This is a genomic window from Falsiroseomonas sp., assembly GCF_030695085.1.
GTDB lineage: Bacteria > Pseudomonadota > Alphaproteobacteria > Acetobacterales > Acetobacteraceae > Falsiroseomonas.
The window spans coordinates 26555-48037 of record NZ_JAUYTS010000168.1 but is presented as its reverse complement, the minus strand read 5'-3'; the positions used below and the strand labels follow the sequence as shown (position 1 = coordinate 48037).

The window sequence follows — 21483 nt, the reverse complement described above, 5'->3', positions numbered from 1 at the left end:
TCCCTCAGCCGCGGCGCCGGTTGGCGTTCTCCGGGATGAAGGGTGACCAGTTCTCGGCCGGGATTGCGTTCGGCGTCTTCCAGACGATGTTGAACTGCCCGTTCGCCTCGATCTCACCGATCATCACCGGCTTCGACAGATGGTGGTTGGCGTGCATTTCCAGCGTGTAGCCGCAGGGCGCGTCCACCTTCTGGCCGATGATCGCCGTGCGCACCGGATCCACCGCGGTGGTGCCGGCCTTGGCGACGGCCTGCGCCCACATCTTGAAGCCGACGAAGGTGGCCTCCATCGGGTCATTGGTGACGCGGCGCGGGTTCTTGATGTAGCTCTGCCACATCGCCTTGAACTGCGTGTTGGCCGGGCTGTCGACGGACATGAAGTAGTTCCACGCCGCCAGATGGCCGACGAGCGGTCGCGCATCGATGCCGGCGAGCTCCTCCTCACCGACGCTGAAGGCGACGGAGGGAATGTCTTCCGCCTTGATGCCCTGGTTGCCCAGTTCACGGTAGAACGGCACGTTGGCGTCGCCATTGATGGTGGAGACGATGGCGGTGCGCTTGCCCTCGCCGGCGAAGCGCTTCACGCGGCTGACGATGCCCTGCCAGTCGCTGTGTCCGAAAGGGGTATATTCCTCCATGATGTCGGCATCGGCGATGCCCTTGCTGTTCAGGAAGGCGCGCAGGATGCGGTTGGTGGTACGCGGATACACATAATCCGTGCCGAGCAGCGCGATGCGCTTGGCCTCGCCGCCATCGGCGCTCATCAGGTATTCGACGGCCGGGATCGCCTGCTGGTTCGGCGCGGCGCCAGTGTAGAAGATGTTTTTGCTCTCTTCCTCACCCTCATATTGCACGGGATAGAACAGCAGGCCGTTCAGCTCCTCGAACACCGGCAGCACGGATTTGCGGGACACGCTGGTCCAGCAGCCGAAGGTGACATCGACGCGGGAGACGGCGAGCAGTTCCCGCGCCTTCTCCGCAAACAGCGGCCAGTTGGAGGCCGGGTCCACCACCACGGCCTCAAGCCGGCGGCCGAGGATGCCGCCTGCGGCGTTCTGCGCTTCCACCATCATCAGCACGGTGTCGCGCAGCGCGGTTTCGCTGATCGCCATGGTGCCGGACAGCGAGTGCAGCACGCCGACGCGAATCGGGGCGGCCTGCGCGAAGGATGGGCGGATGGCGGGCGCGGCAAGCACGCTGCCGAGGCCGGCGAGCGCGGCGCGCCGCGTGATGGGCATGCGATGGATCATGTTTTGAAGCCTCCACGGGATTCAGCGCCTCGGCGACAGCGCCGCCGTCGCCTCCCGAAGCCCTGGCTTTGCGAGATGCGTGCCACAGCCATCGCATACGATCCTGCCGCGCCCATCTGTCACTTCCGAGTAACGAATTCCGCGCCGATGCCGCCGAAATGGGCGATCACTGCATTCGTGGCGCGTACGACGCTTGCGAATTGGGCAGCTGCGCCGTCTCTGGTCGTTCTGTGTTCACCATGGCATGCTCGGCATGATGTGCAGCGAAGCGGCGCCCGCGCCCCACCACCAGCGCGCCCATGGGCGTGCCGAACTCGGCCTGGTTGCCGCGCCAGGTGGCGCGCGAATCGCGCATCTCTTCCAATCCGCGCCGCTGCGCGTGCTGTTCCCGGACGCTGACCCGGATGAGCCGAAGCAGGCGGCGCTGGTCAATGTCGCGGGTGGGCTGGCGGGCGGCGATGCGCTGCAATCCGTCATCACACTCGGCGCCGCGGCGCGCTTCGCCGCAACTACGCCGGCCGCCGAGAAGATCTATCGCAGCCTGGGGCCGGAGACGGAAATCTCCGCGCATATCACGCTTGGCGCGAATTCCACCTGCGAGTGGCTGCCGCAGGAGACGATCCTGTTCGATGGCGCGAGGCTGCGCCGGCGCCTGGATATCGCGCTGGCGCCGGATGCGCGGCTACTGGCGGCGGAGATGCTGGTATTCGGCCGCGCCGCGCGGGGCGAGGTCTTCGCCCATGGCGCGCTGCAGGACCGCTGGCGCATCACCCGCGACGGCCGCCTGCGGTGGGTGGATGCGCTACGGCTGGACCCGGACGCCCTAAACCACCGCTTCACGCTGGATGGCGCAGGCGCCATGGCCACGCTGGTGCTCGCCCTGCCGGAGGCCGCCGCGCATCGCGACCTGGCGCGGGAGTTGGCGCAGGGCGGGGCCGGGCTGGTCGCGCCGGGGCTTCTGCTGGCACGCTGGCTGGGGGAGGCCGGGGCGGTGCGCGCCGGGCTCGGCGCGGCCATCATGGCGTTGCGCGAGGCCGCGCTGGGCCTGCCGCCGAAGCTGCCGCGGCTCTGGCGCGGATGAGGTGGCATGCGCCATGCTTGGCTCGATCCGGAGGTGACGCATGAACCTGATGCCGCGTGAGAAGGACAAGCTGCTGGTCGCCATGGCGGCCATCGTCGCCCGCCGGCGGCTGGAGCGTGGTGTGAAGCTGAACCATCCGGAGGCGGTGGCCCTGATCACCGATTACGTGGTGGAAGGTGCCCGCGACGGCCGCAGCGTGGCGGAGCTGATGCGCGACGGCGCCACGGTGGTCACCCGCGAGCAGGTGATGGAGGGCATTGCCGAGATGATCCACGAGATCCAGGTCGAAGCGACCTTCCCGGACGGCACCAAGCTCGTCACCGTGCATGAGCCGATCCGATGATCCCGGGCGAGCTGTTTCCCGCCGCGGGTGAGATCGAGTTGAATGTCGGCCGCCCGGTGACGGAGATCGAGGTGGCGAATACCGGCGACCGGCCGATCCAGGTCGGCAGCCACTACCATTTCGCCGAGACCAATCCGGCGCTGCGCTTCGACCGTGCGGCCGCGCATGGCCAGCGCCTGGATATCCCCGCCGGCACCGCCGTGCGGTTCGAGCCGGGGCAGGCGCGCAGCGTGCGGCTGGTGCCCTATGCCGGCGCCCGCATCGTGCACGGTTTCCGCGGCGAGACGGAGGGGAAGCTCTGATGCCCGCAAAACTCTCCCGCCGCGCCTATGCGGGCATGTACGGCCCGACCACCGGCGACCGCCTGCGCCTGGCGGATACCGACCTGATCATCGAGGTCGAGCGCGACCTGACCATCTATGGCGAGGAGGTGAAGTTCGGCGGCGGCAAGGTGATCCGTGACGGCATGGGTCAGTCGCAGGTCACGCGCGCCAATGGCGCGGTGGATACCGTCATCACCAATGCGCTGATCGTGGATCACAGCGGCATCTACAAGGCGGATGTCGGCCTGAAGGACGGGCTGATCCACAGCATCGGCAAGGCCGGCAATCCGGATACGCAGCCGGGTGTCACCATCATCATCGGCCCGGGCACCGAAGTGCTGGCCGGCGAGGGGCGCATCCTGACGGCGGGCGGCATCGATCCGCATATCCATTTCATCTGCCCGCAGCAGATCGAGGAAGCGCTGGTCTCAGGCATCACAACCATGTTCGGCGGCGGCACCGGCCCCGCGCATGGCACGCTGGCCACCACCGCCACGCCAGGCCCCTGGCACCTGGCGCGGATGCTGCAGGCGGCGGAAGCCTTTCCGATGAATCTCGGCTTCCTCGGCAAGGGCAATGCCGCGCTGCCGGCGGCGCTGGAGGAACAGATTCGCGCCGGTGCCTGTGGCCTCAAGCTGCATGAGGATTGGGGCACCACGCCGAAGGCGATCGATACCTGCCTGAAGGTGGCGGACGCGTTCGACATCCAGGTGGCGATCCACTCGGATACGCTGAATGAAAGCGGCTTCGTCGAGGACACGATCCGCGCCATCGGCGGCCGCGCAATCCAGGCCTTCCACACGGAAGGCGCAGGTGGCGGTCATGCGCCGGATATTCTGCGCGTGATCGGCGAGCCGAACTTCCTGCCGTCTTCCACCAACCCCACCATGCCCTATACGCGCAACACGGTGGATGAGCATCTCGACATGCTCATGGTGTGCCATCACCTCGACCCGCGCATTCCGGAAGACGTCGCCTTCGCCGAATCCCGCATCCGCAAGGAGACGATCGCGGCAGAGGATATCCTGCACGATCTCGGCGCCATCTCCATGATGTCCTCCGACAGCCAGGCGATGGGTAGGGTGGGGGAGGTGATTCTCCGCACCTGGCAGACCGCGCATAAGATGAAACAGCAGCGCGGAAGGCTGCCGGGCGAGACGGGCGACAACGACAATCTGCGCGTGCGACGCTACATCGCGAAATACACCATCAACCCGGCCATCTCGCAGGGTATCGCCACGCATGTCGGCAGCGTCGCGGTGGGGCAATTGGCGGATCTGGTGCTGTGGTCGCCGGCCTTCTTCGGCGTGAAGCCGGACTACGTGCTGAAATGCGGCAGCATCGCCATGGCACCGATGGGTGATCCGAACGCCTCCATCCCCACGCCGCAGCCCATCCATTACCGGCCGATGTTCGGCGCCTATGGTCGCGCCAATACGCTCTCCTCCGTCACCTTCACCAGCCAGGCGGCGCTTGAGGGCGGCATCGCCGAACGCCTCGGCCTGCAACGCCCGATGCTGGCGGTGGCGAATACGCGCAACATCGGCAAGCGCGACATGGTGCTGAACGACGCCTTGCCGAAGATCGAGGTGAATGCCGAGACCTACGAAGTCCGCGCCGATGGCGAGCTTCTGATCTGCGAACCTGCCACCGTGCTGCCGATGGCGCAGCGCTATTTCCTGTTCTGAGAGAGCCCAATGCCACAAGCCCGCGCCATCGCCGTCCACCCCGCCGGAAGCTGGCCGGAGGATGCGGCCAAGGACATCGTGACGGTCGATTTCGACGACCGCTTCCGCCGCCGCAAGGTCTACCTGACCGATGGCGGCGGCAGCTTCCTGCTCGATCTGCCGGAAGCCACGGTGATGCGGGATGGCGATGGGCTGGAGCTGGAAGCCGGCGGCTTCATCCGCCTGCGCGCGGCGGCGGAGGATCTGGTCTCCGTCACCGCGGACAGCCCGGCGAAGTTGCTGCGGCTCGCCTGGCATCTCGGCAATCGTCACCTGCCCACGGAACTCGATGGCGACCGAATCCTGATCCGGCACGACCACGTCATCATCCGCATGCTGGAGGGCCTCGGCGCCACGCTCGCCAAGGTGCGCGCGCCCTTCAATCCGGAGGGTGGGGCCTATGGCGAGCACAACCGCCTGCCGGGGCACCCACATGGGCATCCGCACCACGACCATGACCACCAGCATTGATCTGGCCGACCTCGCCCGGCTGCTGGCCTGGCTTTCCCCCGCCTATCCGACCGGCGCCTTCAGCTACAGCCATGGGCTGGAGATGGCGGTGGAGGAGGGCGCGGTGACGAATCGCGCCGGCCTGGTCGCCTATGCCGAGGCAGCGCTCGCGCATGGCGCGGGTGCGGTGGATGGCGGGCTGCTGGCGCTGTCCTGGCGCGCGGCCACGGCGCGTGACCATGCCGCGCTGGACGGGCTGGTGGAATTGGCGGCCGCCATGCGCGGCACGGCGGAACTGGCGCTGGAGGCCATCCAGCCCGGCGGCGCCTTCGCGCTGGCGACCAACGCCGCCTGGCCGCAGCCAGAATTCGCTGGCTTCACCGCGCGCCATCCCGGGCGGCTGACCCATGCCGTGGCCTTCGGTGCGGCTGCGGGCTTCCACGCCATGCAGCTGCGGGAATCCTGCTTCGCCTGGCTCGCCGCCTTCGCCGCCAATCTGGTCTCTGCCGGCGTGCGCGTGGTGCCGCTCGGCCAGACCGATGGCCAGATCGCCACCGCCGCCCTGCTGCCCGCCATCCAGCAAGCGACGGATGCCGCGCTAGCGATTCGCGATGCGGATGAGATCGGTGGCGCCGCGCCGATCATCGACCTGTTCTCCCTGCGCCACGAGACGCAATACACGAGGCTTTTCCGCTCATGAGTAACGGCCCCTTCCGCGTCGGCATCGGCGGCCCCGTCGGTTCCGGCAAGACCGCGCTGGTCGACCGGTTGTGCAAGGCGATGCGCGATACGCACGACATCGCCGCCATCACCAACGACATCTACACGCGCGAGGATGCCGAATTCCTCACCCGCAGCGGCGCCCTGGCCGCGGAGCGCATCATGGGGGTGGAGACCGGCGGCTGCCCGCACACGGCGATCCGGGAGGATGCCTCGATCAATCTCGCCGCCGTGGCGGAAATGTCCGCGCGCTTTCCGGCGCTGGAAATCCTGTTCATCGAATCCGGTGGCGACAATCTGGCCGCGACCTTCAGCCCGGAACTGGCCGATCTGACGATCTACGTCATCGATGTCTCGGCCGGGGACAAGATTCCGCGCAAGGGTGGGCCTGGCATCACGCGGTCCGACCTGCTGGTCATCAACAAGACCGATCTGGCACCGCTGGTCGGTGCCGATCTGTCCGTCATGGATCGCGACGCGAAGAAGATGCGCGGTGCGCGGCCTTTCATCTTCACCAATCTCAAGGAAGACAAGGGCGTTTCCGAAATCGCGTCCTTCATTCTGAAATCCGGAGGTATTGCCTGATGCGCCGTCTTCTCACCCTGGCCGCACTGCTCGCGCCGATGCCTGCCCTCGCGCATGAGGGCGGCGCGCATGTGCATGGCTTCCTGACCGGCTTCCTGCACCCGATCGGCGGGCTGGACCATGTGCTGGCGATGGTCGCCGTCGGCCTCTGGGCCGGGCTGCTGGCAGGGCGTGCCAGCTGGGCGCTGGCGGCGGGCTTTCTCGGCGCCATGGTGCTGGGCTTCGGCCTCGGCGCGGGCGGCGTCGGGCTGCCGATGGTGGAGGCCGGCATCCTGGCATCCGTCATCATCCTCGGCGCACTGGTTGCCGCCGCGGCGCGCTTCCCGCTGGCTGTCGCGGTACCGCTGGTGGCGGTCTTCGGGCTGCTGCACGGGCACGCGCATGGCACGGAAATGGCCGGGGCAGGTGCGCTCGGCTACGTGGCGGGCTTCATCCTTGCCACTGCGGCGCTGCATGCGGCGGGGCTGTTCGGTGCGCGTGCCATCGCCAGCCAGATGGTCGTCCGGGTCGCCGGTGGCGCCATGGCGGCGCTGATGCTGGTGGTCGCGGCCATCGCCTGATGCACCGGGCCATCCTGGTTCCGGAGCTGCTGGTCGCCGAACTGGCGGCCAGCCTGCGCTTCTGGTGCGATCTCTGCGGTTTCCGCATCGCCTATGACCGCCCGGAGGATCGCTTCGCCTATCTCGACCGCGACGGCGCCCAGGTGATGCTGGAGGAAGCCGCCGGCCCCGGCCGCCGCTGGATCACCGGCAAGCTGGAACGCCCCTTCGGCCGAGGCATGAATTTGCAGATTTCCGTGGCGGATTGCGCGCCGATCCTGGCGAGGCTGGAGGCGGCAGGTTGGCCGCTATATCTGGACGTCGAGGAGAAATGGTACCGCGTGGCCGAGGGCGAGACCGGCGTGCGGCAATTCATCGTGCAGGACCCGGATGGCTACCTGTTGCGTTTCTCCCAGGCGCTTCAGACCCCGGCGCTTCAGGCGGATTCGCCCGCGACCCAGCCGCTCGACCAGGCCCATTGAAAATTATAGCCGCCGAGCCAGCCGGTCACGTCCACCGCCTCCCCCACGACGTACAGGCCGGGCACGTCCTTCGCCATCATGGTCTGCGATGACAGTCCGGCGGTGTCGATGCCGCCCAGCGTCACCTCCGCCTTCGCATAGCCCTCGCTGCCCGAGGGCTCCAGCCGCCAGGCCTTGAGCAGAGCGCCGAGCGCCTTCAGCGGCGCATCGCCCACTTCGCCGATCACGCGCGGCGGCAGATGCAGTGCCGCCATGGCCTGCGCCAGGCGGGACGGCAGGAATTCGCCGAGGATCGTCTTGGGTTCCGCCTTCGGCCGCGCCCGCTTGCCGGCCAGCAGCAGGGCGGTGGCGTCGCGTTCCGGCAGCAGATCCAGCGTGATCGCCTGGCCCTCCTGCCAGTAGGAGGAGGCCTGGAGGATGGCGGGGCCGGACAGGCCGCGATGGGTGAACAGCAGCGCCTCCCGAAACGCCGCCTTGCCAGCCTTGGCGATGGCCTCCAGCGCGACGCCGGACAGCGGCTGCATCAGCGCCAGCAGGTCACCGCCGAAGGTCAGCGGCACCAGGCCGGGGCGTGGCACCACCAGCTTCAGCCCGAAGCGGCGCGCCACATCATGCGCGAAGCCGGTGGCGCCCATCTTCGGGATGGACAGGCCGCCGGTGGCCAGCACCAGGCTGTCCGCCGTGAAGCCGCCGCGGTCGGTCGCGATGCGGAAGCGGTCGTCGCGGGTGAGTTCGGTGATGCGGTGCGACAGGCGAAGATCCACGCTCGCCGCGGAACACTCCGCCAGCAGCATCGCGACAATGGCGCGCGCGGAGCCATCGCAGAACAACTGCCCCAGTGTCTTCTCGTGGAAGGGGATGCCGTGCTTGCGAACCAGCGCGATGAAATCGTGTTGCGTGTAGCGCGCCAGCGCCGAACGCGCGAAATGCGGATTGGCCGAGAGGAAGCGATCCGGCATGCAGCCCGTATTGGTGAAATTGCAGCGCCCGCCGCCGGAGATGAGAATCTTCTTCCCCGCCGCCTCCGCATGGTCCAGCAGCAGCACGCGCCGCCCGCGCTGCCCGGCGCGCATTGCGGCGAACAGCCCGGCCGCCCCGGCACCCAGCACCACCACATCGAAATGGGTCACGCCGCTTGCGCCAGCCCGGCCATATCGCGCCCCACTGCCTCCGCCACGCGGATGCCATCCACGCCGGCGGAAAAGATGCCACCCGCATAGCCCGCGCCTTCGCCCGCCGGGTACAGGCCGAGCGTGTTCACGCTGCGGAAGCTGGCATCGCGGCGGATGCGGATGGGGGAGGAGGTGCGCGTCTCGACCCCCGTCATCAACGCCTCCGCCATGTCGAAGCCACGGATCTGCTTGCCGAAGGCGGGCAGGGCTTCGCGCATCGCGGCGACGGCGAAATCCGGCAGGCAGGTGGCGAGGTCGGTCGGCGTCACGCCCGGCTTGTAGCTGGGCACCACCGCGCCGAGCCCGGTGGAGGCGCGGCCCGCCAGGAAGTCGCCGACAAGCTGCGCGGGTGCGCAGTAATTGCTGCCGCCGGCGACGAAGGCGCGTTCCTCCCAATGCCGTTGCAGGGCGATGCCGGCCAGCGGGTCGCCGGGGTAGTCCACCTCTGGCGTGATGCCAACGACGATGCCGGCATTGGCGTTGCGCTCGGCCCGCGAATACTGGCTCATCCCATTGGTCACCAGCCGCCCCGGCTCGCTCGCCGCCGCCACCACGGTGCCGCCCGGGCACATGCAGAATGAATAGACGGAGCGGCCATTGGCGCAGTGATGCACCAGCTTGTAGTCCGCCGCGCCGAGGATCGGGTTGCCCGCGAAGCCGCCAAAGCGGGCACGGTCGATGATGGATTGCGGATGTTCGATCCGCACGCCGATGGAGAAGGGCTTGGCCTCCACAAAAACGCCGGCCGCCTGCAACTGGAAAAACGTGTCGCGCGCGGAGTGGCCGATGGCGAGCACCACATGGTTCGTCTCGATCGTCTCGCCCGCTTCCGTCACCACGCCGCACATGCGGCGCTGGCCGTCGCGCCCGGTCTCCACGAGGAAGTCCACCACCTTGGTGCCGAAGCGGTATTCGCCACCCAGCGCTTCGATCTTGGCGCGCAGGCTTTCCACCATCGTCACCAGCCGGAAGGTGCCGATGTGGGGCTTGGCAACGTAGAGGATTTCCTCCGGCGCGCCGGCGGCCACGAATTCGGTCAGCACCTTGCGGCCCAGATGCTGGGGATCCTTGATGCCGGACCAGAGCTTGCCATCCGAAAAAGTGCCGGCGCCGCCCTCGCCGAACTGCACATTGCTCTCCGGCACCAGCTGGTTGCGGCGCCACAGGCCCCAGGTGTCCTTGGTGCGTTCCCGCACCACCTTGCCGCGGTCCAGGATGATCGGCCGGAAGCCCATCTCGGCCAGGATCAGCGCGGCGAAGATGCCGCACGGCCCGGTGCCGATGACCACGGGGCGGGCCGGCAGGAGGGCAGGGGCCTGGGCCACCGGGCGGTAGCTGGTATCCGGCGTGCGGATCAGCGTGCGGGCCAGCACCTTGTCCGCCGCCGCGCGCTGCAGCAGTGCCGCTTCGTCGTCCACGGTAAAATCGACCGAATAGACCAGCAGGATGGCCGACCGCTTGCGCGCATCCCAGGCGCGGCGGGCGATGGTGATGTCGCGCACCGCCTCCGCCCGCAGCCCGAGTGCTGCGCAAAGTGCCTGCTGCACCGCCCCTTCCGGGTGGTCCAGCGGCAGCTTCAATTCGGTCAGCCGCAGCATGGTGCCCTCAGTAGACGACGACGGAGCGGATGGATTCACCGCGCTCCATCAGCTCGAAGCCATGGTTGATCTCATCGAGTGGCATCACATGGGTGATCAGGCTGTCGATGTCGATCTTCCCCTGCATGTACCAGTCGACGATTTTCGGCACATCGGTCCGCCCGCGGGCGCCACCGAAGGCCGTGCCGCGCCAGGACCGGCCGGTGACCAGCTGGAACGGCCGCGTGCTGATCTCCTGCCCTGCGCCGGCCACGCCGATGATGATGGACTCGCCCCAGCCGCGATGCGTGCATTCCAGCGCCTGGCGCATCACCTTCACATTGCCGATGCATTCGAAGGAGAAGTCGGCGCCACCGCCGGTCAGGTCCATGATGGCCTGCACCACATGGTCGTGGCCGACCTTGTTCGGGTTGATGAAGTCCGTCATGCCGAACTTCCGGGCCATCTCCTCCCGCCCGTCATTCAGGTCGATGCCGATGATCCTGTCGGCACCCACCATGCGGGCGCCCTGGATCACGTTCAGCCCGATGCCGCCCAGCCCGAACACCGCCACATTGGCGCCGGGCCAGACCTTGGCGGTGTTGATGACGGCGCCGATGCCGGTGGTCACGCCGCAGCCGATGTAGCAGATCTTCTCGAAGGGTGCGTCTTGCCGCACCTTCGCCACGGCGATCTCGGGCAGGATGGTGTAGTTCGCGAAGGTGGAGCAGCCCATGTAGTGCATCACCGGCGCGCCCTCGCAGGAGAAGCGGCTGGTGCCGTCCGGCATCACGCCTTTGCCCTGGGTGCCGCGGCTGGCGGTGCAAAGGTTGGATCGCTGGCTGAGGCAGGTTTTGCACTGTCGGCATTCCGGCGTGTAGAGCGGAATCACATGGTCGCCCGGCTTCACGCTGGTCACGCCGGCGCCGACCTCCCGCACGATGCCAGCCCCCTCATGGCCCAGGATGGCGGGGAACAGCCCCTCGGGGTCCGCGCCGGACAGTGTGTAGAGGTCGGTATGGCACAGGCCGGTGGCCTTGACCTCCATCAGGACCTCCCCGGCCTTGGGGCCGCCGATTTCCACTTCCGTCACCGAAAGGGGCTTGCCAGCCGCCCAGGCCACTGCCGCGCGCGTCTTCATGCCATCCGCTCCGTCTGCATCACCCGCTGCCTATAGCATCCCGCGCCCGCGCCGGGACAGGCGGCGAGCCCGCGCGGCGGGCGTGTCACGGGCGGGGGCGGCACAACCGGGCGGGCCGGGTGCGGCGTCTCACGCGCCGCAAATTCACGACCGTGCCTCACCGAGTGCCGCAGCCGAGACATCCGGCGCAGGAGACCGCATTCCGTTCGATTTTCGGGACTTGCGCTAGGCGTAACGAAGGGCGAAAGCTTCCCGCGTGTGTGGGTTGCGAAACGGTTGGGGGTCGTTGCAATGCGATGGGCTGTGCTGGCAATGGCGGGTCTGTTCGCGCTGCTCGCGCCCCTGGTGGCATCGCCCGCCAGGGCGCAGACCGGCAACCCGAACCATGATTCCCTGATGGCGCAGAATGCGGCCGGGCAGCGGGAGGCGTTGCGCAGCCTGCTGCGGACGAACGGCCTGGCTTGCGCGGAGGTCACCAATATCTATGCCGCCGGCCTCGGCCGGGACCGCACCGCCTTCTGGGACCTGCAATGCCGGGATGGCGGGCCATGGCGTATCGCCCTGCCATCGCAGCGCTGGGGCAGCCCGCGGCTCTTCGCCTGCGGGCTGAGTTCCGGCCCCTCCGCCGGGGCGTGCTTCCAGCCGCTCGGCACCGGCGTGGCCGCGCCGGCGCGGGTCGCGGCGCGGCCGGCCAGCATTCCGGCATCCTGCCAGCGGGCCTGTGCCACACAGCCGCGCGGCCTGGTGAATGCCTGCCAGCAGCGCTGCGCCCAGGGTGGCACCATCCAGGCAGCCTCACCCATCCCGGGTGGCACCGCGGCTGCCATCCGCGGCCGCTTCGGCTTCATCTACACGGCGGAACCACCCTCCACCGCCTTCGGCTTCACCAGCGGCCAGACGGACCGGCTCGCGGCCAGCATGGCGGCGATCCGCGCCTGTGAGGCCGTGGTGGGGCGCAACCAGTGCCGGATCACGCTCGATTTCCCCAATGCCTGTGGTGCGCTGGCCCAGGCGGTCAGCGGCGCGCCGCAGCAATTGCGCCGCACCGCCGCCGGCGCCGGCCAGACCCGCGAACAGGCGGAGGCGCAGGCGCTGCAGATCTGCCGGGTGGCGGAGCGGCCTGGCTCCGGCATCGTCTGCCGCATCGCAGCCTCCGGATGCTGAAACCCATGCCGCGCCCCTTCCTGGATCGGAACACCGCCATGCGCCGCTGCCTTCTCGGTCTTCTCACGCTGGTCGTCATGGCCGGCGCGGCCGCCGCGCAGACGCGCGAGGCGGTGCAGCAGCGCGGCGCCCTGCGCTGCGGCGTGTTTGGCCAATTGCCCGGCTTTTCGGCACCCGATGCCAGTGGCGCGATGCGCGGGCTGGATGCGGATTTCTGCCGCGCCATTGCCGCCGCGGTGCTGGGCGATGCGGAAAAGGTGGAATTCGTCACCGCCGATTCCGTCGCGGCCGGCTTTGCCGGGCTGGAAGCCGGTGGGGTGGAGGTGCTGTCCAGCAACCTGACGGCCACCGCCATGCGTGATGCCGGCCGCAATGCGGTCCCCACCGGCGTGCTGCTGTATGATGGCCAGGCGGTGCTGGTGCGCGCCGATGCCGGCATCGCCAATTTCGCGCAGCTCAACGGCAAGCGCATCTGCGTCGCCGCGCCGGCGGTCGATGGCAGCCAGGCCATCCTTCGCAACGCCGCCGCCCGGGCTGGCATCACGCTGGTGCCGGTGGTGGTGGCACAAGGCGGCCCGGCGCTGCTGGAGGGTTTCAAGGCAGGCATTTGCGATGCGGTCACCGCCGATGCCGCCGCGCTGGCCACGCTGCGCGCCACCGACCTGCCCGACCCGGCCGAGACCCTGCTGCTGCCCGAGCGCCTGAGTCGCGAGCCGCTGACCCCCTTCGTCCGTGCTGGCGATGAGCGCTGGCGCGAGATCGTCGCCTGGACCCTGCATGCCCTGGTGGCGGCGGAGGAGCTGGAGGTCAGCAGCGCAACGCTGGATGCGGCGCTGGCCTCGGATGATGCGGAAACCCGCTTCCTGATCGGCCTGGACCCGGGCCTCGGCGCGGCGCTCGGCCTGCGGGATACCTGGGCGGCGGAAGCGATCCGCCAGGTGGGGAATTACGGCGAGATCTTCGACCGGAACCTGGGCGAAGGCTCCCCCATCGGCCTCGATCGCGGCCTGTCCGATCTGTGGCGACGTGGCGGGCTGATGTATCCCTTCCCCTTCCGGTAACGCCCGCCGCGCGGCACAACCGCGCCATGCCCCGCTCGCGCGCCAGCCCGACCCCGAAGCCCCGCCCGACCCGGGCGGAAGCGATTGCCGCCAAGCTGGCGGAGGATATCGTCGCCGGCCGCTTGAAGCCCGGTACGCCGCTGGACGAGGCCGGCCTGGCCCGCACCCATGGCACCAGCCGCACCCCGGTGCGGGAGGCGCTGCGCCAATTGGCGCCCACCGGGCTGGTCCAGGTTTCGCCCCGCCGCGGCGCGGTGGTCGCCATTCCCGATACGACGCAGCTGGCGGAAATGTTCCTGGTGATGGCGGAGCTGGAGGCGATGGCCGCCGCGCTGGCCGCCTTGGCGATGACGCCGGAGGAACGGCGCGGGCTGGAGCGCCAGCACGCCGCCATGGCCGTGATGGTGCGCGAGGCGGATGTCGCCGCCTATCGCGCCGCCAATGTGGCCTTTCACCATCTGCTCTATCTGGGCGCGCATAATGGCTATCTGGGCGAGCTCGCCACCGCCACGCGCCGCCGCCTGGCCCCCTTCCGCGCCGCGCAGCTGGAGGCGCCGGATCGGCTCGGGCGGTCGCATGCCGAGCATGCGGCGATCGTCACCGCCATCCAGCGCGGCGATGCGGCGGCGGCGGCGGCGATGATCCGCACGCATATCGGGCTGACGGGGCAGACCTGGGCGGCGATGGCGGAGGCGTTGCGCCGCCCAGGTTTGCCCGAAAAATAGGCTGAATTATGCCATTCAGGCATAATTGCATACACCGATGCGCCGCGCTTCCCCTGGATTGCTGAACCGCGACAGGGCTGGCGGCGGCACGCGCCTTGCTTAGGCCGGTGCGATGTCGCACCCGATTCAGCCATGACCGCGCCGAGCCTGCCCACCGGCATCGCCGCGCTGCACGCCGCCTATGCTGCCGGGCTGACGCCCTCCGCGCTGCTACAGGCCCTTTCCGCACGGCATGATGCGCTGGCCGATCCGGGCATCTTCCTGCACCGGCCGGCGCCTGCCGATCTGGACGCCGCGGTGGCCGCCCTGCCGGAATTCGACCCGGCGCGTTACCCGCTCTGGGGCGTGCCGGTGGCGGTGAAGGACAATATCGACGTCGCCGGCATGCCGACCACCGCCGCCTGCCCGGATTTCGCCCATCTGCCGGCCGGGAGCGCGCCGGCGGTGGCGCGGCTGGTGGCGGCGGGGGCGTTGGTCATCGGCAAGACCAATCTCGATCAATTCGCCACCGGCCTGGTCGGCACCCGCACGCCGCACCCCATACCGCGCAATGCCTGCGCGCCGGATCGCGTGCCGGGCGGGTCCTCCTCCGGCTCCGCCGTCGCGGTGGCGCAGGGCTTGGCGCTGCTGGCGCTGGGGACCGATACGGCCGGGTCGGGCCGGGTGCCGGCGGCGCTGAATGGGCTGGTCGGGCTGAAGCCCTCGGTGGGTGCCATCCCCTCCCGTGGCGTGGTGCCGGCCTGCCCGAGTCTGGATTGCATCTCCGTCTTCGCCAACAGCGTGGCGGATGCGTGGGCCGGCTTCGCGGTGATGGCGGGCGCCGATGATCGCGACCCCTGGTCGCGCCCCATCACCCTCGGCACGCCGGGCGCGCCGCTGACGCGCCTCGGCATCCCGCGCGCCGCCGACCTGCACCTGGATGGCGCTGAGCAGCGCGCGGCGTGGGATGCCAGCCTCGCCCGCATCGCCCCGCATGTGACGATCGACGAGATCGACCTCACCCCGTTCCTGGAAACCGCGCGGCTGCTCTATGAGGGTGCCTTCGTGGCGGAACGCGATGCCGCCTTCGGCCATCTGGTGCCGCGGGATGCGATGCACCCCGTCACGCAGCGCATCCTGGCCGGCGCCGCGCGCTTCACGGCAACGGATGCCTTCGCCGGCCTGCACCGCCTGGCCGCGCTGCGCCTGGCGACATTGCCCGCCTGGGCGCGGATGGAGGCGCTGCTGGTGCCCACCGCGCCCAATTTCCCGACGCTTGCGGAACTGGAGGCCGACCCGATCGGCCCCAATGCCCGCCTCGGCACCTATACGAATTTCGTCAATCTGCAGGACCTCGCCGCGCTAGCGGTGCCGGCGATGCGGCGGCCGGATGGGCTGCCCTTCGGCATCACGCTGATCGGCCCGCGCGGCCGCGACGCGGCGCTGGCGGCAACCGGCACGCAGTTGATGCAGGTGATGGCATGATCGAGATCTGCGTCGTCGGCGCGCATCTGTCCGGCATGGCGCTGAATCGCGAATTGCTGCGCGAGGGCGGCGAACTGCGCCGCGCCGTGGCCACCGAGCCCTTCTACCGCCTGTTCGCACTGGCCGGCGGCCCGCCGCGCCGCCCCGGCCTGCTGCGTGTGGCACAGGGCGAAGCCATTGCGACGGAGGTCTGGGCACTGCCGGAGGATGGCTTCGGCCGCTTCGTCGCCGGCATCCCGGCCCCGCTCTGCATCGGCACGCTGCGCCTGGCCGATGGCACCACGCCCAAGGGCTTCCTCGTGGAGCCGGAAGGCCTGCACGGAGCCGAGGACATCACGCGCTTCGGCGGCTGGCGCGCCTTCATCGCCAGCCTCGCCACCACATGAAACAGGGAAAGAACATCATGATCCGTCGTCGCCATCTGCTCGCCGCCTCCGCTGCCGTATTGGCCGCGCCCCACATCGCCAACGCGCAGGCCGCGCGCACGGTGAAGATGGGCTCGCTGCGGCTGATCCACTCGATGACGCCGCATTTCTACCAGCGCTTCGCGCCGGCCGGCCTGACCATCGAGATCTTCACTTTCGACAGCCCGACCGATGGCAAGAACGCCGTGGTCACCGGCTCCGTCGCCTGCGGCGGCTTCGGCATCGCCGCCGCCACGCTGGGCGCCGCGGCGGGTGAGCCCGTGGTTGTCGTCGGTGCTTTCTGCAACAAGGGCATGGGCGTGATCAGCAAGGCGGGCAGCGATGTGCGCGCCATCACGGACCTGCGTGGCAAGCGCGTCGGCATCTGGCCCGGCTCGACGCAGGAGGTGTTCATCCTGGAGCGCCTGCGTGAATCCGGCATGTCCGTGCGCGACATCACCCCGGTGCGCGTGCCCTTCGGCGAGATGCACGCCATGCTCTCCCGCGGCGATATTGATGCCTATGTGGGCGCGGAGCCTGGGCCGGGCCTGTCCATTTCGTCTGGCGTCGGGCAGTTGGTGGAATACCCCTACGGCACCGCGATGGGCGGGCTGAACATGATCTTCGGCACCAGCGAGGATCTCATCAAATCCGACCCTGCGCTGGTCCGCACCATGCTGAACATCCACCGTCAGGCCAGCGAATACATGAAGGCGAATCCGCGGGAGGTGGCGGAGGCCACGGTGCGGATTCTCGGCGCGCCGCGCGCCGCGGTGGAGCAGGCGCTGGGGGCGGACAATGTCGAATACATCTGGAAGCTGGATGAGACGGTGCTGCGCCAGTCCCGCACCTATGCCGAGCAGATGCTGCAGCTGCGCCAGATCCGCCGTCTGCCGAATTTCGACACTTTCCTGAACCCGTCCTTCTCCAACGCCATCGCCACGGCCTGATCGGGAGGCGCAGCACCATGTCGGACGTGACCCTCAACCAGGCGACCGTGGCGCCGCCCCTGCCGGCGCTGCGGCTCTGGCGGCGCGTCCGGCCGGTGCTGCTGTCCCTGATCGTGCCGCTGCTGCTGCTGTTCGGCTGGCATTGGGCGGTGGCCGCGGGGATGACGCGGCTGATCCCGTCGCCGGCCGATGTTGCAGAATACATGGTGGATTTCGCGTTCGGCGGCATCTGGGATGATGCGTTTTCCGCCACGCTGCATATCCACCTTTTGGCCTCCGCCAGCCGCGTCTATGGCGGCTTCGTGCTGGCGGCGCTGGTGGCGATTCCGCTCGGCCTGCTGATTGGCCGCAACGCCCTGGTGCGGCAGTTGCTCGACCCATTCCTGCAATTGATGCGGCCGATCCCGGTCACCGCCTGGCTGCCGCTGTCGATGATCCTGTTCGGCCTCGGCGCGCGCTCCGCTTTCTTCCTGGTCTTCCTCGGCGCCTTCTACCCGATTCTGCTCAACACCATCTTCGGCGTGAAGAATGTCGAGCCGCGGCTGTTCGAGGCCGCTTCGATGCTCGGCTGCCGCGGCAATGCGCAGTTCTTCAAGGTGGTGCTGCCCGCTGCGCTGCCCTCCATCTTCACCGGCCTGCGCCTGGGCCTCGGTCTCGCCTGGTTCGTCATCGTGGTGGGGGAAATGACGGGCGTGCCGCAGGGCCTCGGCGCCGTCATCATGGATGGCCGCACCCTGTCGCGCACCGAACTCGTCATCTGCGGCATGATCGTCATCGGCATCGCCGGCTTCCTCTCCGACCGCGTGGTGGTGATGCTGATGAACCGGCTGCTGCGCTGGAGCCCGTCCCACCATGGCTGAAATTCCGATCCTCGACATCCAGGGCGTGGGCAAGACCTACATCCTGAACGATAGCCGCATCGAGGCGCTGCGCGATGCGAACCTCACCGTGAAGAAGGGCGAGTTCGTCTGCCTGATTGGCGCCTCCGGCTGCGGCAAATCCACCCTGCTGCGGATCGTCGCGGGCTTCGAGGCGCCGAGCGCGGGCCAGGCCCTGATGTGGGGCAAGCCGATCGCCGGCCCCGCGCCGGATCGTGGCATGGTGTTCCAGGATTACGGGCTGTTCCCCTGGCTGTCCGTGCGCGAAAATATCGGCTTCGGCCCCGCCAGCCGCGGCCGGCCGAAGGCCGAGGTGCGCGAGACGGTCGAGCGTTTCATCAGCCTGATCGGCCTGACCCGCTTCGCCGATGCCTATCCGCATCAGCTTTCCGGCGGCATGAAGCAGCGCGTCGCGATCGCCCGCGTCCTGGCCAACGATGCCGAGGTGGTGCTGATGGACGAACCCTTCGGCGCGCTGGATGCGATGACGCGTGAACGCCTGCAGGACGAGCTGCTTGAACTGTGGCAGCGCACCGGCCTGACCGTGCTGTTCGTGACCCATTCCATTGAGGAAGCGATCTTCCTGTCCGACCGCGTCGTGGTGATGGAGCCTGGCCCCGGCCGCATTGCCAGCGCGCATCAGGTGGAACTGGCGCGGCCACGCGACGTCGCCTCCCCGGAATTCAACGAGGTGCGGCGCGAGCTCGGTGCCCGGCTGCATTCCCACCATGCGAAGAAGGCGGCGTGATGCGTCCCGAACAACGCCTGCGCTACCTCACGCCGTCGGATCGTCCGCCCTCGGCACTGCCGGGCGGCGCCAAGGTCGCCGTCTGGCCGGTTGTGAATGTCGAGAACTGGCTGATCGATAATCCGATGCCGCGCCAGGTTCTGGTGGCCCCCACGGGTGCGGCGCTGCTGCCGGACATCGCCAATTGGGGCTGGCATGAATACGGCATGCGCGTCGGCTTCTGGCGGTTTCTCGATGCCTTCGCCAAGCGCGGCATCCGACCGACGCTCTCCGTCAACGGCTCCGTCTGCACCGCCTATCCGCGCGTGGCGCAGGCGGCGCATGAGGCGGGATGGGACTTCATGGGGCACGGCCATGTGCAGGTGCCGACCCATAAGGTGGCGGACCAGCGCGCGATGATCCGCCAGACCATCCAGGCGATCCAGGATTGCACCGGCGCCCCGCCGCTCGGCTGGCTTGCCCCGGGCCTGACGGAGACATTGGAAACCGCCGACCTGCTGGCCGAGGCCCGGCTGCGCTACTGCGCCGATTGGGTGGTGGATGACCTGCCCTGCCGGCTGGAGACGGCGCATGGCCCGCTGTTCACCATGCCCTACAGCGTCGAGCTGAACGACATTCCCGTCGTCATGATCCAGCACCATGACGAGCAGGAACTGCCCCGCCGCGCCCGCCTGCACGCCGCGCGGCTGCTGGCGGAGGCCACCACCACACCGCGCATCATGTGCATTGCGATCCATCCCTACATCACCGGCGTGCCACACCGCATCGCGGCGCTGGAGCAGATGCTGGACGACCTCGCGGCAATGCCCGGCATTGCCTTCATGCAGGCGCACGAAATCCTGGCGTGGTATGAGGGCTGCGGCGACCCGAACTGAGGCCCGCATGAAGCTGCTGCTGATCAACGCGAACACCACCGAGGCCATCACCGACCGCCTGGTCGCCATCGCCCGCGACCTGGCGCCGCCGGGGGTGACCATCCGGGGCGCGACGGGCCGCTTCGGCGCCCGTTACATCGCCAGCCGCGCCAGTTCCGCCGTCGCCGCCCATGCCGCGATCGATGCCTATGCCGAGCATGGCGCGGAGGCGGATGCCGTGCTGATCGGCTGCTTCGGCGATCCGGGTCTTGATGCGTTGCGCGAATTGGCGCCGGTGCCGGTGCTCGGCCTGGCGGATGCCAGCGCCGCGGCCGCGCAGGGCCGTCGCTTCGGCGTGGTGACCGGCGGCGCCGCCTGGAAGCCGATGCTGGAGGAATTCTTCGCCGGCCGGGGGCATGCCGGCCAGCTCGCCGGCATCCGCACCGTGGCACCCACGGGCGGCGAGATCGCCCGCGACCCGGATGGCGCCCTGGCGCTGCTGGCGGAGAGCTGCCGCGCCTGCGTCGAACAGGATGGGGCGGAGGTGGTGATCCTGGGCGGCGCCGGCCTCGCCGGCCTCGCCACGCGGCTTTCCGTGGGCGTGCCGGTGCTGTGCTCGGTGGAGGTGGGGGTGCGCGCCGCGCTTGCCGCCCTCGGCCAGGGTGGCGCCGGGCTGATGCCGCATGGCGCGGTGGAAACCATAGGCCTGTCGCCCGCGCTGGCGGCGCGGCTCAGTGCTGATAGCGGGCCATGAAGCGCCGGTCGATGCGGTCCTTCAGCCACCACACCCAACGCCCGCCGAACACCAGCCCGTTGCGCGTGCCGAGCGCCCGTCCATCCGCAAGGGACAGCAGCCGCAGATAATCCCGCTGCGGAACATAAGGTTGCGGCGTCTCGCCCATCGCCACCGCCCGCAGATTGGCCGCGAGCACCGGCCCCTGCCGCACGGCGAAGACGCCCGCCTTGGGCAGCGGCTCCGGCAGGCTGGCCACGTCGCCAGCGGCGAATATGGTGCTGTGCCCCTCGGCCCGCAGGCAGGAATCGACGCGCAGGAAGCCGCGCGGATCACGCGCCAGCCCGGTCTCCGCCAGCCAGGGCGCGGCGGCCGCGCCGGTGGCCCAGATGATCGCCGATGCCGGCAACATGGGCCCGCCTTCCAGATGCGCCTCGCCAGGCGCGATGCGCGCCACGTTCCGCCCTTCCGAAAGCGCCACGCCATGTCCTGCCAAGGCCCGCGCCGCGCGGCGCCGCAGCCGCGCGGGAAAGCCTGCCAGAAGGCCGGAGGCACCGGCCACCAGCGTGACCGAGGCCGGCAGCCGCACCGCCAGCGCGCAGGCCACCTCGAACCCCGCAGCGCCGCCACCCACCACCACGATGTGCTGCCCCGGCCGCGCCGCCGCGGTGATGCTCTCCATCCGTGGCAGCAGCGCATCGATCGGCTTCAGCGGCAGCGCGTGTTCCGCGGCGCCCGGCGTGCGGCTGGTATCGGGGGTCGCCCCCGTGTCGATCGACAGCAGGTCCCACGCCACCGCCGCCCCGCCTGCCCGCCGCACCAGCCGCGCCTGCGCGTCGATGCCGGTGCAGCGATCCAGCAGCAGTTCCACGCCGCAGCGCGCGGTCAGCGCCGGCATGTCGATCAGCGCTTGCGCCGGCTGGTACAGGCCGGCGATGACCCCCGGCAGCATGCCGGAATAGGGTGACATCTCCTCCCGCGTCAGCAGGCTCACGCGCCAGCCGGGCAGGGGCCGTTGCCCGAACTGCCGCAGCACCTCCACATGGGCATGGCCACCGCCGAGCAGCAGCAAGTGGCGGCGGTCTGGCATGGGCGGAATCCTGAAGCGTCGCC

The 21483-nt window shown here is 69.4% G+C and carries 24 protein-coding genes; 19 read left to right on the top strand and 5 right to left on the bottom strand.

Going from position 1 to position 21483, the window contains the following annotated elements; genetic code table 11:
• Positions 1-4: 4 nt before the first annotated feature.
• A complete protein-coding gene (gene urtA, locus Q8S40_RS18650) occupies positions 5-1249 on the bottom strand; it encodes an urea ABC transporter substrate-binding protein (RefSeq protein ID WP_305671593.1) in 1245 nt (414 codons plus the stop codon).
• Positions 1250-1502: 253 nt separating this feature from the next.
• On the opposite strand from urtA, the gene Q8S40_RS18645 reads away from it, so the two are divergent.
• The 9 genes from Q8S40_RS18645 to Q8S40_RS18605 are packed head-to-tail and all read left to right on the top strand — an operon-like array spanning position 1503 to position 7499.
• Positions 1503-2330: an urease accessory protein UreD gene (locus tag Q8S40_RS18645; RefSeq protein ID WP_305671592.1), complete on the top strand. Its 828-nt coding sequence runs from the start codon at positions 1503-1505 to the stop codon at positions 2328-2330.
• A 40-nt stretch (positions 2331-2370) separates the two neighbouring features.
• Positions 2371-2673 (top strand): urease subunit gamma, encoded by a 303-nt coding sequence (locus tag Q8S40_RS18640; protein WP_305671591.1) that lies wholly within the window; start codon positions 2371-2373, stop codon positions 2671-2673.
• A complete protein-coding gene (locus Q8S40_RS18635; protein WP_305671590.1) occupies positions 2670-2975 on the top strand; it encodes an urease subunit beta in 306 nt (101 codons plus the stop codon). The genes Q8S40_RS18640 and Q8S40_RS18635 overlap by 4 nt, the downstream gene beginning before the upstream one ends.
• A complete protein-coding gene (gene ureC, locus Q8S40_RS18630) occupies positions 2975-4684 on the top strand; it encodes an urease subunit alpha (protein WP_305671589.1) in 1710 nt (569 codons plus the stop codon). Before Q8S40_RS18635 ends, ureC begins: the two co-directional genes overlap by 1 nt.
• A gap of 9 nt (positions 4685-4693) precedes the next feature.
• Positions 4694-5194 (top strand): urease accessory protein UreE, encoded by a 501-nt coding sequence (locus Q8S40_RS18625; protein WP_305671588.1) that lies wholly within the window; start codon positions 4694-4696, stop codon positions 5192-5194.
• A complete protein-coding gene (locus Q8S40_RS18620; protein ID WP_305671587.1) occupies positions 5178-5873 on the top strand; it encodes an urease accessory protein UreF in 696 nt (231 codons plus the stop codon). Before Q8S40_RS18625 ends, Q8S40_RS18620 begins: the two co-directional genes overlap by 17 nt.
• Positions 5870-6478 (top strand): urease accessory protein UreG, encoded by a 609-nt coding sequence (ureG, locus tag Q8S40_RS18615; RefSeq protein ID WP_305671586.1) that lies wholly within the window; start codon positions 5870-5872, stop codon positions 6476-6478. Before Q8S40_RS18620 ends, ureG begins: the two co-directional genes overlap by 4 nt.
• Entirely contained in the window at positions 6478-7038 is a 561-nt protein-coding gene (locus tag Q8S40_RS18610) for a HupE/UreJ family protein (protein ID WP_305671585.1), read from the top strand. Before ureG ends, Q8S40_RS18610 begins: the two co-directional genes overlap by 1 nt.
• Complete coding sequence (locus tag Q8S40_RS18605; protein ID WP_305671584.1) at positions 7038-7499, top strand: VOC family protein; 462 nt, start codon at positions 7038-7040, stop codon at positions 7497-7499. Before Q8S40_RS18610 ends, Q8S40_RS18605 begins: the two co-directional genes overlap by 1 nt.
• Here Q8S40_RS18605 and Q8S40_RS18600 read toward each other — a convergent pair.
• Genes Q8S40_RS18600 through Q8S40_RS18590 form a run of 3 tightly spaced genes read right to left on the bottom strand, consistent with a single transcriptional unit; the run spans position 7454 to position 11389 of the window.
• Positions 7454-8629 (bottom strand): NAD(P)/FAD-dependent oxidoreductase, encoded by a 1176-nt coding sequence (locus Q8S40_RS18600; RefSeq protein WP_305671583.1) that lies wholly within the window; start codon positions 8627-8629, stop codon positions 7454-7456. The genes Q8S40_RS18605 and Q8S40_RS18600 overlap by 46 nt on opposite strands.
• Entirely contained in the window at positions 8626-10269 is a 1644-nt protein-coding gene (locus Q8S40_RS18595; RefSeq protein ID WP_305671582.1) for an NAD(P)/FAD-dependent oxidoreductase, read from the bottom strand. Before Q8S40_RS18595 ends, Q8S40_RS18600 begins: the two co-directional genes overlap by 4 nt.
• A 7-nt stretch (positions 10270-10276) precedes the next feature.
• A complete protein-coding gene (locus tag Q8S40_RS18590) occupies positions 10277-11389 on the bottom strand; it encodes an S-(hydroxymethyl)glutathione dehydrogenase/class III alcohol dehydrogenase (protein WP_305671581.1) in 1113 nt (370 codons plus the stop codon).
• Between the two features lie 312 nt (positions 11390-11701).
• On the opposite strand from Q8S40_RS18590, the gene Q8S40_RS18585 reads away from it, so the two are divergent.
• The 10 genes from Q8S40_RS18585 (at position 11702) to Q8S40_RS18540 (ending at position 20391) form a co-directional block, all read left to right on the top strand.
• On the top strand, positions 11702-12553 hold the full coding sequence (locus Q8S40_RS18585; protein WP_305671580.1) for a DUF4189 domain-containing protein: 852 nt from the start codon (positions 11702-11704) through the stop codon (positions 12551-12553).
• Between the two features lie 5 nt (positions 12554-12558).
• A complete protein-coding gene (locus Q8S40_RS18580) occupies positions 12559-13614 on the top strand; it encodes a transporter substrate-binding domain-containing protein (protein WP_305671579.1) in 1056 nt (351 codons plus the stop codon).
• A gap of 26 nt (positions 13615-13640) precedes the next feature.
• Positions 13641-14339 (top strand): GntR family transcriptional regulator, encoded by a 699-nt coding sequence (locus tag Q8S40_RS18575; protein WP_305671578.1) that lies wholly within the window; start codon positions 13641-13643, stop codon positions 14337-14339.
• A 132-nt stretch (positions 14340-14471) separates the two neighbouring features.
• Positions 14472-15803: an allophanate hydrolase gene (gene atzF, locus Q8S40_RS18570; RefSeq protein WP_305671577.1), complete on the top strand. Its 1332-nt coding sequence runs from the start codon at positions 14472-14474 to the stop codon at positions 15801-15803.
• Complete coding sequence (locus Q8S40_RS18565; RefSeq protein WP_305671576.1) at positions 15800-16189, top strand: amidase; 390 nt, start codon at positions 15800-15802, stop codon at positions 16187-16189. The genes atzF and Q8S40_RS18565 overlap by 4 nt, the downstream gene beginning before the upstream one ends.
• Before the next feature lie 17 nt (positions 16190-16206).
• Positions 16207-17157: an ABC transporter substrate-binding protein gene (locus Q8S40_RS18560; protein ID WP_305671575.1), complete on the top strand. Its 951-nt coding sequence runs from the start codon at positions 16207-16209 to the stop codon at positions 17155-17157.
• A 17-nt stretch (positions 17158-17174) separates the two neighbouring features.
• Complete coding sequence (locus Q8S40_RS18555) at positions 17175-18017, top strand: ABC transporter permease (RefSeq protein WP_305671574.1); 843 nt, start codon at positions 17175-17177, stop codon at positions 18015-18017.
• Positions 18010-18783: an ABC transporter ATP-binding protein gene (locus tag Q8S40_RS18550; RefSeq protein WP_304811505.1), complete on the top strand. Its 774-nt coding sequence runs from the start codon at positions 18010-18012 to the stop codon at positions 18781-18783. The genes Q8S40_RS18555 and Q8S40_RS18550 overlap by 8 nt, the downstream gene beginning before the upstream one ends.
• Positions 18783-19658 (top strand): polysaccharide deacetylase family protein, encoded by an 876-nt coding sequence (locus Q8S40_RS18545; protein ID WP_305671573.1) that lies wholly within the window; start codon positions 18783-18785, stop codon positions 19656-19658. Before Q8S40_RS18550 ends, Q8S40_RS18545 begins: the two co-directional genes overlap by 1 nt.
• A 7-nt stretch (positions 19659-19665) precedes the next feature.
• Positions 19666-20391 (top strand): aspartate/glutamate racemase family protein, encoded by a 726-nt coding sequence (locus tag Q8S40_RS18540; protein ID WP_305671572.1) that lies wholly within the window; start codon positions 19666-19668, stop codon positions 20389-20391.
• Here Q8S40_RS18540 and Q8S40_RS18535 read toward each other — a convergent pair.
• Entirely contained in the window at positions 20369-21460 is a 1092-nt protein-coding gene (locus Q8S40_RS18535) for an FAD-dependent oxidoreductase (protein WP_305671571.1), read from the bottom strand. The genes Q8S40_RS18540 and Q8S40_RS18535 overlap by 23 nt on opposite strands.
• Positions 21461-21483 lie beyond the last annotated feature (23 nt).